The 16,115-nt window shown below is 53.8% G+C and carries 16 protein-coding genes; 1 reads left to right on the top strand and 15 read right to left on the bottom strand.

What is annotated here, in order from left to right:
- Position 1 precedes the first annotated feature (1 nt).
- The 3 genes from H7F08_RS00845 to H7F08_RS00855 are packed head-to-tail and all read right to left on the bottom strand — an operon-like array spanning position 2 to position 3,206.
- A complete protein-coding gene (locus tag H7F08_RS00845; RefSeq protein ID WP_010641185.1) occupies positions 2–1,387 on the bottom strand; it encodes a sigma 54-interacting transcriptional regulator in 1,386 nt (461 codons plus the stop codon).
- Between the two features lie 3 nt (positions 1,388–1,390).
- On the bottom strand, positions 1,391–1,771 hold the full coding sequence (locus tag H7F08_RS00850; RefSeq protein ID WP_010641183.1) for a hypothetical protein: 381 nt from the start codon (positions 1,769–1,771) through the stop codon (positions 1,391–1,393).
- Positions 1,707–3,206, bottom strand: a complete 1,500-nt coding sequence (locus tag H7F08_RS00855; RefSeq protein WP_031571028.1) for a sensor histidine kinase — start codon at positions 3,204–3,206, stop codon at positions 1,707–1,709. Before H7F08_RS00855 ends, H7F08_RS00850 begins: the two co-directional genes overlap by 65 nt.
- Positions 3,207–3,451: 245 nt before the next feature.
- On the opposite strand from H7F08_RS00855, the gene H7F08_RS00860 reads away from it, so the two are divergent.
- On the top strand, positions 3,452–5,644 hold the full coding sequence (locus H7F08_RS00860) for a TonB-dependent receptor (RefSeq protein ID WP_193639673.1): 2,193 nt from the start codon (positions 3,452–3,454) through the stop codon (positions 5,642–5,644).
- Between the two features lie 295 nt (positions 5,645–5,939).
- Here the strand turns inward: H7F08_RS00860 and H7F08_RS00865 are convergent, their stop codons facing one another.
- From H7F08_RS00865 to H7F08_RS00920, 12 genes are all read right to left on the bottom strand, one after another.
- Positions 5,940–6,185 (bottom strand): hypothetical protein, encoded by a 246-nt coding sequence (locus H7F08_RS00865; protein ID WP_010640611.1) that lies wholly within the window; start codon positions 6,183–6,185, stop codon positions 5,940–5,942.
- Positions 6,186–6,667: 482 nt separating this feature from the next.
- A complete protein-coding gene (locus H7F08_RS00870) occupies positions 6,668–6,940 on the bottom strand; it encodes an oxidative damage protection protein (protein WP_010640613.1) in 273 nt (90 codons plus the stop codon).
- 76 nt (positions 6,941–7,016) lie between these two features.
- Positions 7,017–8,129, bottom strand: coding sequence for an A/G-specific adenine glycosylase (gene mutY, locus H7F08_RS00875; protein ID WP_024893427.1), 1,113 nt, complete (start codon positions 8,127–8,129; stop codon positions 7,017–7,019).
- On the bottom strand, positions 8,126–9,388 hold the full coding sequence (locus H7F08_RS00880; RefSeq protein WP_193639674.1) for a hypothetical protein: 1,263 nt from the start codon (positions 9,386–9,388) through the stop codon (positions 8,126–8,128). Before H7F08_RS00880 ends, mutY begins: the two co-directional genes overlap by 4 nt.
- Positions 9,389–9,395: 7 nt before the next feature.
- Positions 9,396–11,108, bottom strand: coding sequence for a phosphoenolpyruvate--protein phosphotransferase (gene ptsP, locus H7F08_RS00885; RefSeq protein ID WP_031571013.1), 1,713 nt, complete (start codon positions 11,106–11,108; stop codon positions 9,396–9,398).
- Positions 11,105–11,377, bottom strand: coding sequence for an HPr family phosphocarrier protein (locus tag H7F08_RS00890; protein WP_024893430.1), 273 nt, complete (start codon positions 11,375–11,377; stop codon positions 11,105–11,107). Before H7F08_RS00890 ends, ptsP begins: the two co-directional genes overlap by 4 nt.
- Before the next feature lie 130 nt (positions 11,378–11,507).
- Positions 11,508–11,915 (bottom strand): PTS sugar transporter subunit IIA, encoded by a 408-nt coding sequence (locus H7F08_RS00895; RefSeq protein WP_010640622.1) that lies wholly within the window; start codon positions 11,913–11,915, stop codon positions 11,508–11,510.
- Positions 11,912–12,811: an RNase adapter RapZ gene (gene rapZ, locus H7F08_RS00900; RefSeq protein WP_024893431.1), complete on the bottom strand. Its 900-nt coding sequence runs from the start codon at positions 12,809–12,811 to the stop codon at positions 11,912–11,914. The genes H7F08_RS00895 and rapZ overlap by 4 nt, the downstream gene beginning before the upstream one ends.
- Entirely contained in the window at positions 12,811–13,743 is a 933-nt protein-coding gene (gene hprK / locus H7F08_RS00905; RefSeq protein WP_142089234.1) for an HPr(Ser) kinase/phosphatase, read from the bottom strand. The genes rapZ and hprK overlap by 1 nt, the downstream gene beginning before the upstream one ends.
- A 20-nt stretch (positions 13,744–13,763) precedes the next feature.
- Positions 13,764–14,210: a PTS sugar transporter subunit IIA gene (locus H7F08_RS00910; protein WP_010640627.1), complete on the bottom strand. Its 447-nt coding sequence runs from the start codon at positions 14,208–14,210 to the stop codon at positions 13,764–13,766.
- Between the two features lie 9 nt (positions 14,211–14,219).
- Entirely contained in the window at positions 14,220–14,561 is a 342-nt protein-coding gene (gene hpf, locus H7F08_RS00915) for a ribosome hibernation-promoting factor, HPF/YfiA family (RefSeq protein WP_010640629.1), read from the bottom strand.
- A 116-nt stretch (positions 14,562–14,677) separates the two neighbouring features.
- Positions 14,678–16,111, bottom strand: a complete 1,434-nt coding sequence (locus H7F08_RS00920; protein WP_031571010.1) for an RNA polymerase factor sigma-54 — start codon at positions 16,109–16,111, stop codon at positions 14,678–14,680.
- Positions 16,112–16,115: the final 4 nt, after the last annotated feature.

A 16,115-nucleotide genomic window follows, 5' to 3' on the forward strand; every position in this document is an offset into this window, starting at 1 on the left:
CTCATTCTTCGCCTTCTTCTTCATCTACCGTTCCATTTTCCTTGAAGGCTGATGGATCCAGGTGATAGCGTCTTAACAAACGATAAAATTCGGTGCGGTTGCGCTGCGCCAACTGAGCCGCCTGACTCACATTTCCCCGGGTCATGCGCATGATCTGAATAAGATAGTTCATTTCGAAACGCCCTTTGGCATCGGCCAGGGGCATGACTTCGCCCTCTTTGTCGCGCAGGGCGTGGCGAATCAGGGGCGCACCAATACGTGGTGTGGTGGATAAAACCACCGCCTGCTCAATGACATTGGCTAACTGCCGGACGTTTCCTGGCCAGGGCGCCGCCACCAGGAGCTCCATCGCCTCCGGAGCAATACCGCGCACATCCTTGCGGTTTTTAGCGGCGGTATCGCGCAGAAAAAACTCTGCCAGCAAGGGAATATCCTCAGGGCGTTCGGCCAGGGCGGGCAATTCCAGCGTCACCACGCAAAGACGATAATACAAGTCGTCGCGAAAACGCCGTTCAGCCATTTCTTTTTCCAGATCACGATGACTGGCGGAGATGATGCGGACATCGACGGCGATGCTTTCTGTCGACCCTACCGGGCGAATCATGCGTTCTTGCAGAGCCCGTAATAATTTGACCTGCAGGGAAAGCGGCATATCACCAATTTCGTCCAAAAACAGGGTGCCCTTTTCCGCTGCCTGGAATAATCCCTGATGATTATTGGCCGCCCCGGTAAAAGCGCCTTTCTTGTGACCAAAAAGCTCCGACTCCAGCAACTGCTCCGGAAATGCCGCACAATTCAGGGCAATAAATGGCTGCGCACGCCGTGGACTGGCCTGATGAATGGCCTGAGCCAGCAACTCTTTGCCCGTACCGCTGGCACCGTGCACAAAAACGCTGGCATCGGAGGCCGCTACCAGGCGTGCCTGATCCAGCACCGCCTGCATTTTAGGGCTACGGGTCAAAATTCTATCCCAACTGGTATCCTTGCCCTTTTTTCCGGAAGATGGGGCTACGGCTGCGGTCAAACTAAAAGCGCGCTCAACCTGGGCCATCAGATCTTTACCATCAAAGGGCTTGGTCAAAAAGGCAAAAACCCCCTGATTGGCGGCCAGCAAGGCATCGGGTATGGAACCGTGGGCTGTCAAAATGATGACGGGCAAGGTGGGATACTCCCGACGAATGGCATCCAGCAGGGCCATGCCATCCATCTGGTCCATTTTAAGGTCGGTAATTACCAGACCCGGATGCTCCATGGCCAACAGCGCCAGAGCTTCATTACCATTAGCCGCCGTACTGATGTTATATCCTGCCGTTTTCATGCGCAGCGACAACAGGCGCAGCAAATCTGCGTCGTCGTCTACCAGCAGGATTTTACCTTTATCTGCCATGATTCAGTGTCCCTGCGGAAAGCGGGCGTTTTTCTCTATTTGTACCAATTCGTTCAGTTTACGACGTAATTCGGCTTCATGCTGCTGCGACTGGAGAAGACGATTTTGCAAGTCGTTCACCTTGTTTTCCAGCTTTTGGTATCCGGGATCTCCTGCCCTTGCATCGGCCAACTGTTTACTCAGAACAGCTGCTTCGGCTTTTTCGGAAATGCAGGGTGCAGTCACCGGGGTCACTTTTTCCAGTTCGGCTATTTGTGCCTTGAGGGTTGCCAGCTCACTGGTTTTAATAATCTGTTCCCCCGGTTTGAGCAGTACGGCGTTAGACGGAAGAGCTGGGACCGGGGTGCTGGCGCATCCCGTCAGTATCAGCGGAATGATGAGCATGGGAAGCATCCTGCCCAGCAAGGGGTAAGCGCAATCTAAACCAAGCACCTGGTGTTTTTTTATCCTGCAATTCAAGACTTCCCCCATAACTCAACACATATTCCCTGGCAATGGCCAACCCGAGACCACTACCTTCTATTTTTCCGGAATCCGAAGCTTCGCCGCGATACAAAATATCAAAAATCTTTTCCCGCTCATCGGGATCCACTCCAGGACCCTCATCCTGAACGTCCAACACCGCATCTTCGTCCTGTACTTGCAAATCCACCCGTATGGTAGCGTTTTGAGGAGAAAATTTCACGGCATTTGACAACAAATTATCACAAATAGTGCGGAGTCGATCTGCATGTCCGCGAATACGCACCTCCTCAAGCCGGGTTTCCAGGTGCAATGCATTACTTCTTAGGCTGGGCTTATAACTCAGCAGCAGATCCTCTACCACATGCGTCAAAGATAACTCCTGCACCATCCCTGCCCCCACAGGCCCCTCCGCCAGACTAAAGCGCAACAAATCTTCTATGAGGCGCTGCAAGCGTAAGCTGTTATCCCCTACAATCTGTACAATTTCCTGCTGCTCAGCACTGAGATTCTGGCCGAGATCATCCTGCAACAACTCTGATCCTTCGCGAATGGCTGTGAGAGGCGTTTTCAGCTCGTGGGAAAGCTGACGCAGAAAATGCAGCTTGGCCGCTTCCAGAGCGTTCAGACGGTTCCGCAACCATTCCAGGCGATCTCCCAAACTGGCTATGTCGCGCGGACCTTTGACCGTTATGGGTGTTTCCAGATCACCTGCACCCAGCCCGGACACCGCTTGGTCCAGACGCCGCACCGGTCGGGTAATGAGAATAATGAACACAATAGCTACCGCGACTGACAGGGGTAAAACCAGAAGCACCTCAAAAATGGTCAGCCGTTTAATGGCCAACGCACGCGTGCCCAGTTTACCGACCTCTGTACTGATTCCTTCATTCACATCACTTTGCAGACTTTGGGCCTCCCCGCTGGCCCGGCTGAAATCACCTGCCAGAGCACTCCGGTTGCCCTCCAGGGAAACCAGGGGTAATAGCTGACGGGCACGGGATAGATTTTCAGCCAGATGATGCAGCCGCTCCAGGTCGACCGGCGAGGGGCCTGCCGCCGCAAACTGGGTACTGGCTTTTTGGTACTCGCTAAAGCTCTGATCATACAAAACCAGTAATGCCTGATCCTGCAGTACAGTGTATTGCAGACCATAACGCTCCATGGAACGCACGGCGTTATTCATGCGATTGGCCGCATCACTCATGGCCACTGCCCGGAGAATACTGACCTGCCCCTGTTCGGCAAAATGCGCGATGGAAAGCGTCACGCTGACAATGACCAATACCAGTGGCACGATGGCCAGACCGAAGCCAAACACGACCAGCTTGGAAATGGAACTTGGACGAAGAACCATGAAGCTTTGCACTCCCAAAAATACCCAGGCTCCAGCGTAAATTCGCCGGAAACAAATCGCAAGAACATCAGATAACCTTAATATACTTTAATAATATCGCTCTATTAACCAGCAAAACATTAGAATTACAAACTACTGTGGAGATCGAATACGATCTTGCCATAAAAAAGTGAGGACGCGTTCCCACCCGTAATCCTCAAACGCCGCAAAATTCCAAAAATAACTTTAATTATCAGGAGAATTTCATGCGACGAGCCCCCATCCATCCGCTTATCGGCGCGGTCTTGCTGGCACTGGCCAACAGCTCTGGGGCAACAACCCCGATGACCATTAACATTAACCTACCAGGATATGGATTCATGACGGACTCTGCAGATGGCGTCCTGAATGCCTCGGCCAATGCGCGTGATAATGCCCATCTGGCAAGCAATACCGCGAAGATTTTGCAGAACATCCCCGAAGGTTCTGTTTCCGCCGCAGGTGGAGTATCCGGATTGCCAGTTTTAAACGGCTTGAGTGACAATCAGCTGCTCTTGCAGGTTAACGGATTCAGCACTCCCAATGCCTGTGCCAATCATATGAACCCACCACTTTCGTACCTTCCGCCAGCTGCCATTGGTCAGATAACCATCTATCCCACGGTGGTTCCGGTAAGTGTGGGGGGCAACGCTGTTGGTGGGGCCGTCATCGTCAAATCTCCGCAACCAATTTTCGCAAAGACCGGCAGTCATTTTGTGAGTGGCGGCAGCGTAGGCGAGTTTTATCAAAGTAATGGCCATATTTACGGGACGCATCTGAATGCCGCTGCGGCTACCCGGCACTTCAGCATTAACTATAGCGGCTCCTATGTACATGGCGGCAACTACACCGCAGCAAAAGCTTTCAAGCCTGTAACCTACGGCATTCCCGGCGATGTGGTGGCTTCATCCCTGTATGAGGCAGTATACCAGAATCTCAATGCTGCCTACCGCTGGAAACAGCAGGTGTTGGAACTGGGCGTGCAATATCAGAGCATTCCCTACCAAGGATTTCCCAGTGCCCGCATGGATATGACCGGAAATCACAGTACCCGCCTTAACCTCCATTATCAGGGACGCTTTCAATGGGGTGAATTAGAATTACAGGCTTACAATCAGGTAGTTCAACACAACATGAACTTCCTTGCAGACAAAAACCTGGGCGCCATGATGGGCATGCCAATGAACACTCAGGGCGTGAATAACGGCGTAAAGGGCAAAATTGCTGTGCCTCTGGACACACGCAATCGCCTGGAATTCGGTGCCAGTTACAACCATGAACATCTGAACGACTGGTGGCCCCCAGCAACCAGTAAAATGAGCATGATGGGTCCCAATACTTATATAACTATCGACAATGGCAGAAGGGATCGCTATGCCGCTTTCGCCGACCTGAAAACGCAATGGGATCCACAATGGAACAGTGATCTTGGCCTGCGGCTGGAAGATGTGCGCATGAACTCCGGCCCAGTCCAAGGTTACAATGCCATGATGTATGGAAACCCGGACAACCCGCAAAGCTTGCCGGGTACATTCAACCGGAGTGATCGCCAGCGCCAGTACACCATCTGGAATTTTTCGGCCATCGTGCACTACCAGCCCGATAAACACAGTAGCTATACCCTGGGACTGGCGCGTAAAGCCCAAGCCCCCAGCCTTTACGAACTCTACCCCTGGTCCAGCAATGCCATGGCCATGAATATGATCGGCTGGTTCAACGATGGTAATGGTTATATTGGTAATCTCAACCTGAAACCAGAAACAGCCAACACGGTCAGTCTGGCTGCCAATTTCCATGGCTCAGATCCACAAATCTGGCACGTGCAAATTCAGCCTTACTTTACCTACATTCATAATTATATTGGTGCTGTCCGCTGTCCGACCAGCCTGGGAGGAGCCTGCACAGCGGCAAATCTGCACGCGGAAAGCGGTTTTGTCTATTTGCAATTTGCCAATCAAACCGCCGAAATATGGGGTATCAATATGGATAGCTCTGCCCGTCTGGCACAAACCCGGCGTTATGGAACATTTACAATGTCGGCAAAAGCCGCCTATGTGCGCGGGGATAACTTGAGCAACCATACGCCCCTCTACCACATGATGCCCTTAAACTTGCGACTTGCCTTGCATCAAAACTGGGGAGCATGGCGCAACACTATCGAAGAACAGCTGGTTGCCGCAAAAAACCAGGTAGACGCGCTGCGTAATGAACCGCAAACAGCTGGCTATGGCTTATTGAATCTGCGCACCGCATATCGGCAGGGCCACTGGCAGGCCAGCCTGGAACTCGCGAATCTCTTGAACCAGTTTTATGAACAACCACTTGGAGGGCTTTATCTGGGCCAGCGCCCCATGACTTATGGCACAGCACTACCTGGTTCAGGACGTTCTGTGAACATGAGCCTGCAATATCAATTTTGATATTTTATCCTGAAAACGGCAGTTGCCGTGGGTGCTTTTTGCTCCATTGTTCCTTGCCTGTTGTTCTAAGACTCATCCTGCTGTCAGGAGAGAACTCGCCCTACGGGCTCAAACAGCTCTCCTGACGGGCGCTGGATTTCGCCAAGAACAACAACGGCTCGAAACAAAAGTCGCGGCAAAGCACCCACGGCAACTGCCGTTTTTAGATTTATCGGACGTAAAAAACCCGGAGAAGATTCCCCGGGTTCATCTGCACAACTGAACTCCGCGCCATCAGGCTGCGGATTGAAGCTACTTATGCAGCTGGTTCAGCCTTCTTTTCTTCCATTTTCTTTGCCATTTCAGGCTTCTTCATTTCAGCCTTCTTCACCATTTTCTTGTGCTCAATTTTCTTGTGCTCGGCTTTCTTTACCATTTTGTGCTCAGGCGCTTTGTGCTCAACCATCTTTTCAGGAGCCTTGGCAGGCACTTCGGTGGTCGCAAAAGCAGCAGTAGCAGTCAAGAAAGACAATGCAGCAGTCAGGGCAACAATTTTCTTCATAAATAAGCTCTCCTCAAAAGGTGGTTCCAGATTTCCGCTTGCAGCGGCGCTGTTTCAGCAGCGATAACCTCATAGCATAACGCGTGCCAACTTTTTAAGTTAATGATTATAATAAGAAAATAAAATATAAAAACATTCATGGCGCTGAAACAGGCAGAATCAACCTTAACGTCCCATCTCCAGCCAATAAAAATCCGGGCACGAAAACTCCCGGTGCAAAATTATTTGCGCTTAACTATCAGTCAGATAAAAATAAGTCCCTGGTTTATCCCATAGCCTGTCAGCGATCGCCGCCACCCCGGAACGCATGGTAATACGTCACTTGTTAGCGACAGGTGGAAAGGATTTTATAATAAATGGATGATCTGACGCCGCGCGCGCCTGTCGTCATTCAACGACGACGCTGGAGAAACAGCTTATGGAGAGGATGGGAAATATGGGAGGTTGCCGAAACGACTTCCTCCGGGTTGTTTTTGAACTGCTCAGGCAGAAGGCGGAACAAAGCCTTCAGGTTGCTGCGCGCCGTCACCAAAAAAGTAGGCTTCCATCTGTTTTTCCAGAAAAGTTCTGGACTTGGGATCTATCGGCGAAAGACGATATTCATTAATCAACATCGTCTGATGCTTCAGCCAACCCTGCCAGGCTTCCTTGGAAACTTCCTGATAAATACGCGCGCCCAGTGGGCCAGGATAAGGGGGACGATCCAGACCTTCAGCTTCGTGACCCAGTTTTACGCATTGCACCATTCGAGACATAAGAAACTTCCTCGCTAGAACATCAGGATATTAAGGAGACGCCGCCCATCTTACCTGAACCTGTCTCACGGGCAAGTTACGAAGTCTGACTGAGAATCTTGCGAACAGGGGTTGGCAATCCTTCTGCCAGGGCATTTTCCCGGGTAAACCAACGTCCTGTCAAAATCTGATCTGCGACACCCGGCACAATTTGATCGTCTTGCACCGTCGCGAGAATGCAGCGGAAGTGTAATTGAAAATGGGTAAATACATGCTTTTGAACCATTGTCAGCGCCTTTACTTCTACGGTAAGACCATGACGGAGGACACAGAACTGTCTTACCCGCTCGCGCAGCAGGATCCCATCGGCAAGGGCCTTTTGCTGATCATTGCAAAGGAAGGGGTTCGACGAACCTTCCGGGTTAAATTGAGGCAGACACCAGAGCCCACCCCATATGCCAGAATCCGGTCTTTTTTCAAGAAATATCCGTCCACTACGATCTTCTAACTGCAGAAAAAAAACGCAGCGATCGGGTTTTTCCGGCTTGCGGGTGGGCAGCGGCAGTTGTTCACTCAACCCACCCGCATAAGCCAGGCAATGCCGTTGTAAGGGGCATGCGTCGCAGTGAGGATGCCGTGGAAGGCAAATCATTGCGCCGAAGTCCTGAATAGCCTGATTGTAGGTGTGGGCATCAGCGGGCGTCAGTGCCTCAGCCAGCTTCCACAAATGCTGCAGGGTCTTGCTGGCCTTGGGATCACTACTAATGGCCTGGGTCCGGATCAGGACACGGCGGGCATTGGCATCGAGAATAGGGCGTTGCTGGGCAAAAGCACTGGCCAGTACTGCAGCAGCCGTACTGCGCCCCACTCCCGGGAGACTTTCTGCACTTTCCGGCGTATCGGGAAATTCACCCGCAAAATCCGTCATGATTTTTTGCGCAGCACGTTGGGCGTTGCGGGCCCGGGCGTAATAGCCCAAACCGCTCCACAAGGCCAGCACCTGATCCTGGGGCGCAACAGCCAAAGCCTCCCAATTGGGCAGGACGTCCAGAAACCGCTGGTAATAGGGCTTGACACTTTCCACCTGGGTTTGCTGCAACATGATTTCCGCAAGCCACAGGCGATAACTGTCCCGGGTCTGTCGCCAGGGCAGACCATGACGGCCATTTTCGCCGTACCAGTCCAGCAATATGTCGGCAATCTGCATCATGGTTTTCGACTACGGATAAGCACGTTCTCCGCCCGGATTTTTCCCCAGATCAGCTGCCCGATCTGCAGCGAGCCGGTGATCGGCCAGGTTGCGGGAAGCTTGGGTAGTACCGCTCCTGGACCCGCTTTGGGCGCGGGGAGATAGGCACCAAGGTTCAGGCGCTGGATCTGTAAAGCCAGATGAATTTTGAGGGGTTGCCAGGTTCCCGTAATGTTTCCAGACCAGGGACTGCTATCTAGCAGTCCCTGGCGGATGCTCCAGTCGAAGCGGGGATTTTTCCAGGCCAGCTTGCCGCTCATTTTGAAATATCGCGGGACCTTGGGGTTCGTCAATTTCGGCCAGAACAATCCCCATTTTTTTGCCAGCTCAGGCAGATGCTCTGCACTGAGGACATAGCCTGCCTGACCGGTCCATTGCGCCCAGGAAAACCGGGCATGATCAATCTGCATGTGAAAATCTGATCCGGCTTGCAGTGTCGCGCTGCGCAGCGCAATTTTCTGCAGCCCTGGCTGGGCCTGTAAATCCTGCAGGGAAAGCTCCATCCGCCGCTCATGATTATCTTGCCAACGGACCTGCAGCGCGGGAATCTGCAGAACTTTATCCTGAATTTCCAGGCGCGGCATCTGGAGACTCAGGGCATCGGGAACCTGACGAGTGCCAATCAGCAATTGCAAATTGCGCAGAGAAAGTCCGCTGGTGGAGTGAATATCCATTTGCAAACGGCCTTGACCCGCATGTTGATTCCAGAACCAGCGTCCGGTAGCGGCCCCGGCACCAGAACGAGGGAAACTGGCCTGCACATCGGACAGCTGTAAGACATGTCCCGCCAGACCAGACCAGCGCAAACTGCCATCGCGGATCTGGATGTCTCCCGGCAGACTGACATTCATATTGGCGGAAGAAGCTGCCGAGCCCGGGCTGGCTGGCCAGGGACCATACACAGAAGGCTGATCCAGAAAAATCTGGCGGATTTTTATATGCCCGGCAAGCAGGGGGCGCCAGAGCACACTGAACATCAGCCGCCGCAACCGCAGGCGGGGCTGTGCTGCTGTTCCGATCCGCAAGCCTTGCAGGGTCACCTGCAATTGCTGCTTGCCCCGATAAAAGCGGGGATTGGCCTGCAGATGTACGGGGGTCTGCAGGCGGGTAGCGAGAACTTCTTCCAGAACAATACGGGGGCCACCGATGAACCAGAAAACAAACATTCCGATGAGCAGCAGCAACAGGAGCAGTATCAACCCGACCCCCATACGGTGCATGGGTGATCTAGCTATGGCCGGTCTCCAGGGCCACAGAAAATTCTCCCGCCAGAGCACCCATTGCCAACTGTTCGGCTTCGGCAATGGATGTCTGGCGGATGATTTCCTTCACCTCGGGAATTGCCCCCGGGTACATACTGAATTCCCGCAAACCCAAGCCCAGCAGTAATGGTGTAAAGGCCGGATTGGCTGCCATTTCGCCACACATTGCTACTGGAATACCCTTGGCGCGCCCGGCAGCAATGGTGTGCTGAATCAAAGCCAGGACGCCGACGTGCAACGGATCAAAAAGATCATTGACATCATCATCGCCACGATCAACCGCCAGGGCATATTGAATAAGATCGTTGGTCCCGATGGAGAAAAAATCGGCACAACCGGCAAAATAGTGCGCGGCCATGGCCACGGCGGGCACTTCTACCATAATCCCGAGAGGCATATCCGGATCACAGGGCAGCCCCTCGCCACGCAATTCTGCCTGCAATTCACTTACCAGCGCCCGGCTTTGCAGCAATTGGCTCATACTGCTGAGCATCGGCAGCATCAAACGCACCGGCCCCAGGGCCGAAGCCCGCAATATGGCCCGCAAATGCGGGCGAAACCACTCGGGACGACGCAGACAAAGGCGTAGTCCACGCAAACCCAAAGCCGGATTCAGGGCATTATGTGTGGTCGTTTCGTCGTCACTTAACCCCTTATCGGCACCAATATCCAACGAGCGGATGGTAACGGGAGCCCCTGCCATTTCAGTCACCACCCGGGAAAAGGCCTGATACTGCTCTTCTTCATCAGGAATATCGGGACGATTCATAAACAGAAACTCACTGCGATACAAACCCACACCATCGGCATTCATGCGCCGCACCAGACTGGAGTCGTCCGGTAATTCGATGTTGGCCCGCAAATGAATTTCTACACCATCGGCAGTAATGGCGGGCAGATCCCGTTGTTCTTCCAGAAGCCGGCGGCGGCGCTGTCGTTGTTCCTGTAAACCTTGATACTGTCGCAGTACCAGCGCGTCGGGTGCCACCAGAATAATGCCCTGATCACCATCGACAATGACCATGTCGCCGCTGCGTAGCAGACGACTGGCAGAATGGGCGCCAACGACCGCTGGCAGACCAAGACTCCGTGCGAGAATGGCGGCGTGCGAGTTTGCTGCGCCAAAGTCGGTCACCCAGGCCAGGACCTTGTCCTTTTTCATGAGCACGGTATCAGCAGGGCTCAACTCTTCAGCAATGATGATTTGTCCTTCCGCACTCTGCAGCGTCGGCGGCTCCCAGCCAACGAGCTGCCGTAATACCCGATCGGTCACCTGAATAATGTCTTCCCGCTTGGCACGCAGATAGGCATCTTCCATGCGGTCAAAAATTTCCAGCAGGCGTTCCCGTTCCAGCTGAATGGCCCAGGCCGCATTGCGGTGATCTTCGCGAATGGAACGTAACGGTCTTTCCCGCAAGGCGGGATCATCCAGCATCAGGAGATGCGCATCAATAAACAGGCGGGTATCCTGGGGTGCGTCGGCAGGAATCACGTCACGTACCGCAAAAAGTTCATCACGGGCAGTGCTGAGAGCTGCACGTAAGCGCAGCACTTCTGCCTCCACAGCTTCTGGAGCCAGAATATGTTCGGGAATATCCAGCGTCGTCGGCTCCAGCACCAGCGCTGTGCCAATCGCAATGCCACCAGAAGCCCCTATACCTGCCAGTTCAAAACTCATGCATCTTCCCCGAATCGGTCCTTAGCCAGGGCCAGCAAGGCATCGGCACAGGCCTGCTCTCCCTCTCCTTCGGTTTCCAACGTCAGAATGGTTCCCTGGGCTGCGGCCAGGGTCATCAAGCCCATGATACTTTTACCATTGACCCGCTGAGCATCGCGCTCCAGCCAGACAGCACAGGGGTAACGTGCCGAAAGACTGACAAACTTCGCCGAAGGCCGGGCATGCAAGCCCAACGAATTAATAATAGGATAGTCAACACGGACCGTCACAACACATACTCCCCGACAACGAGGTCAGACTTAAATTGTTTTCAGCATAACCTGACAGCGAATGTGCGACCATAGCGCCAGCAACACCGGACATTGTGGCGAATGACCGCCACCCGCTCCAGGCTTATGGTCAGGTACGTGGTACAGCACGCAGAGCAAGAATATCTACAACTCCCTGCACAGCCCCATCCAAGGCCCCCTGACGGGCTGCGGCCAAACCTTCTTCGCGCCGCGATAAGGCCCGCAGCAGCATCGCCAGATTCAAACCGCTAATGGCTGCTACGCGGTCTTCGGGAAGAATCGCCGGAATCAGGTTTGCCGGGGTTGCTCCGTAAAGATCATTGAGAATCAGCATGGCATCACCTTCCGGCAGTTTTTCAATGAATTCCCACAGGCGCTTGCGCCCGGTTTCGGGATTAGCGTCGGGCAGAATCTCCACAACCTCGACGGCTGCTGGCATGGTGCCGAAAATATGTTCCAGGGTATTGGCAAATGCCACGCCCATACCTGCATGGGTGAGCAGAACAAGGTGAATCATGTCAAAGTCTCGGTGATATTCAGTTCACGATGCTGAATCAGAATGCGTTGGCCTTTACTCAGTAATTCACGCGCCAGAACTTCCACCATGTACACACTGCGGTGCTGCCCCCCCGTACAACCCAGGGATACTGTCACATAATTACGATGTTCCCGGGCAAAGGGGGGTAACCACACCTGCAAAAAACTCCGCAAGGATTCCAGCGCGGTCTCTAGCTCTGGACGCCCTGCCAAAAAAGCCTGTACGGCAGTATCGCGCCCCGTTAAAGCCCGCAACTCCGGATCATAGTGCGGATTGGGCAAGGCACGCAGATCAAACACAAAATCAGAATCCAGTGGCAGCCCGCGCTTGAAGGCAAAAGATTGCAGCAGCAATACCAAATTGCCATAGTGCTGCGACGCCAGACTCCAGGCCTGCACCCGCAGGCGCAACTGGTGGGTATTGATCCGTGAAGTATCCAGCCTTTTGTCTGCCATATCAGCGAGAGGTTGCACCATTTCCCGCTCTCTTTGCAAAGCTTTCAGCAGGGATTCACCGGGAGTAGCCGCACTGTCATCGGTCAGGGGATGGCGGCGGCGGGTTTCACTGTAGCGCTGCAACAGGGTGTCTTCGCCCGCTTCCAGAAACAAAATACGTGGATGCAGTCCATACGCATCCCGTAAATCTTTGAGGGCCTGTGGCAAGGCCGCAAAAAAATCGCGATTACGTACATCTATGCTGACGGCCGCCAATAATGACTGCCCCTCGCGATGCGCCAGCTGCGCGCCAAAGGCCACCAGCAGGGTAGCGGGCAAATTATCCGCACAATAATACCCCTGATCTTCGAGCGCCTGGAGCACCGTGGATTTTCCCGATCCTGACAGTCCGCTGACAATAATGAAGTCCCGCTCGGCCATCATTCCTCCCCGACACTCAGACGTACCTGTTCTTCAAAGTCAGCGAGCATGTCGCCTCCGGACTCTTTCACATACTGGCTGCGGGCCGCTGCTTCCACCAGCACGGCAAGATTGCGCGCTGCCGAAACCGGAATGCGCAAGCGCGTCAGCGGAACCCCCAGAATATCCAGATTGTCGACCTTACCCTGCAGTCGGTCGATGTCGCCCAGCTCCATATCCTGCATATCCTGAATTTCGACCACCAGACGAATGCGTTTGGAACGAACGATAGCCGCCGCGCCAAAAAATTCCCGGATGTTGATAATACCCAGGCCCCGCACTTCCAGAAAATTCCGCAAAGGAGCCGGACAATGGCCGGTGATCACCTGAGGCGCCTCACGCACACATAATACACTGTCATCGGCTACCAGACGGTGACCACGGCTAACCAGCTCCAGCGCCAGCTCGCTTTTGCCGATACCGGCCTCGCCCTGCAACAACAACCCAACGCCCAGCACATCCACCAACACTCCATGCACTTGCTGCCGGGGAGCCAGCTCGCGATGCAGGTAAAGTTGCAGACGGGCAAGCACCTTCGGGGCCTCCAACGCAGTCGTCATGACCGCCACTTGCCGGGACCGCAGTGCCTCCAGAAGCTCTGGACTCAGCGTTTCACTTTCGCACAGTACCAACAGGCTCAGCTTTCCCGTCAGAAATTGCTCAAAACTCAGGGGGTTATCCCGTAGAAACTGAAGTTCACAAGTTCCGGCTATTTGTACGACGTGGGGACGAATAAAATTCAGAAAACCGACCAGAGCCGCGCCACCGATATCGTCTTCCGCCCAGGGGTCGCCACACAGCTGGCAATCCTTATCCGGTCGATGCAGACAATCCCAGAACATCTCCTTGTGGAGATCTTCGCAAAGCCGACGCAGACTGATTTGTCTTTCCATGTCTGCGTCTTTCCTAAAAACTAATCAGAATGGGTCATTGCGGTAAAGAATCCTTCGGCATTGTGCACCTTGAGCAAGTCTGCACGCACTGCCTCAGAGGCCAAACGTACCGCCAGGGTCGAAAGAATTTCAAGGTGAGCCGTAGCCGCCGTTTTGGGTACGGCCACCGCAATAAATACCTGCACCTCCAGACCATCCGGTGCGGCAAAGGGGATTCCCTGAGCACTGCGCAGGGCCGCCACAGCCACTTCAGTTACGCCGTCAATGCGGGCATGGGGAAGCGCGACACCATGACCGATTCCAGTGGAACCCTGCTCTTCACGACTTTTCAGGGCCTCAGCAATGACGGAAGCTGTTTGTCCGGTCGACTCTGCGAGAAGCGCCGCCAAGGCGTCCAGCACGGCTCCGGCATCCGTAACCGGAGGATCAATCAGAACTTGTTGGGGAGTTAAGGGCAGAGTCGTCATGGTTGAGGGTCATTCCATCTCGGCAATGGCTGCCAGACCGGAGGGATTATCATTACGCCGGTCCTGGCGTTTTTCCTTGTAACTGTCAATCTGGCTTTCCAGTTTTTCGGTGACCAGATCCAGGGCGCGATACATGTCGGCATGCTGGGATACGGCGTGAAACACATGACCAGCCGCATACATAGTCACATCAGCGGTATTTTCGGGATTTTCATGGGGCGCATGTTTCAGAACAACCCGGGCATCAATCACCTGATCAAAATGTCGATCAAGCTTGCCGATTTTCTCTTCTGCATGGTTTTTCAGGGCTTCTGTCAGGTCCAGGTGCTGACCGGTAATGGTAATTTGCATGGCGCTCTCCTGTCCTCTTGCGAGGATTGTTTATGATAATCGCCCCTGATCGGGGTCCGGCTTCAGTGTAGCGCCAACCGCCGCCACAAAAAACCCTGTATTATGGACGTCGAAAACTAAAGCCGCCGACGCTGGCTTGCCGGCGGGATATTAGCCGCTTCCCGATATTTGGCTACCGTCCGGCGGGCAATCTGAATGCCCTGATCGGCGAGAACCTTGGCAATTTCTGCATCACTTAAAGGATGTTTGGGATTTTCCGCCTGGGTCAATTTGATGAGCAGGGCGCGAATGGCCGTCGCTGATGCTGAGCCGCCACTGTCTGTTCCCACATGACTGGAAAAAAAGTACTTGAACTCGAAAAGACCTCGGGGAGTAACCATGTATTTCTGGTTGGTCACCCGGGAAACCGTGGATTCATGCATTTCCACGGTTTCAGCGATATGGCGCAGCACCATGGGGCGCATGGATTCCGGACCGTTGCTAAAAAAATCCTTCTGCTTATCCACAATTGCCCGAGCCACTTTCAAAATGGTTTCCTGACGACTTTGCAGGCTTTTGATAAACCAGCGCGCCTCATTGAGCTGATCCTGAATATATTTATGAGCGGCATCTTTGCCCCCGGCCATGCCCGCATAGCGGCGGTTGATGCGCAGCTTGGGCATGGCCTCAGGGTTCAGGTCAACCCGCAGACGCTTTCCGGACCAGCGCACAATCACATCGGGAATGACATACTCGGTATTTTCGCTTCCGACTTCTTCACCCGGTTTAGGGTTGAGGGCGGAAATGAGCGCCATGGCTGCTCCCAGCATGCCCTCATCAACCCCCAGACTGGCGCACAGCCGTGGATAATCATGGCGACCCAGGGCTTGCAAATGGTCTTTGACAACATCCATCGCCAACTTTTGCACGCTGGCGTCTACATCCGTCAACTGCCTGAGCTGCAACAAAAGACACTCACTCAGATCACGCGCCGCCACACCGGGAGGGTCAAAGTCCTGAACGCGCAACAATACCGCCTGGAAAACGGCAGCATCAGCACCCATAGCAGCAGCCAGATCGTCTGGATTTTCAACCAGATAACCGCGATCATCAATGGCATCAATGATCATCTCCGCCATGTTGCGCTCCTCAGGACTGAAGTGCGTCATATCCGCCTGCCAGCGCAGATAATCCTGAAGACTTTGACTGTGACTGTTCCGTGCTTCAAAGTCGGGAAGCTCATCATCAGAACCTCCACCTGATGCACTGGTGCCCAGATCAAACACGTCATCCCATTGGCTGTCGACCGGCAAATCATCAGGCAAAGTATCTTCCGCAGCCAGATCCAGCTGGCGATCTTCACCGGAGCTTTCACCGGGTTCTGGAGCGCTGCCGGGGACTCCGGTTTCTTCACCGGATACGTCCTCATCCAGAAGGGGATTGCTTTCCAGCATCCCCTGAACTTCCTGTTGCAGATCAACCGTCGATAACTGCAGCAGGCGGATGGCCTGCTGCAGCTGCGGGGTCATGGCCAAATGCTGACCGAGTTTGAGTTCTAAACCTTGTTTCATTGCC

Origin of the sequence: Acidithiobacillus sp. HP-11, assembly GCF_015100075.1 — a bacterium.
GTDB lineage: Bacteria > Pseudomonadota > Gammaproteobacteria > Acidithiobacillales > Acidithiobacillaceae > Acidithiobacillus > Acidithiobacillus thiooxidans.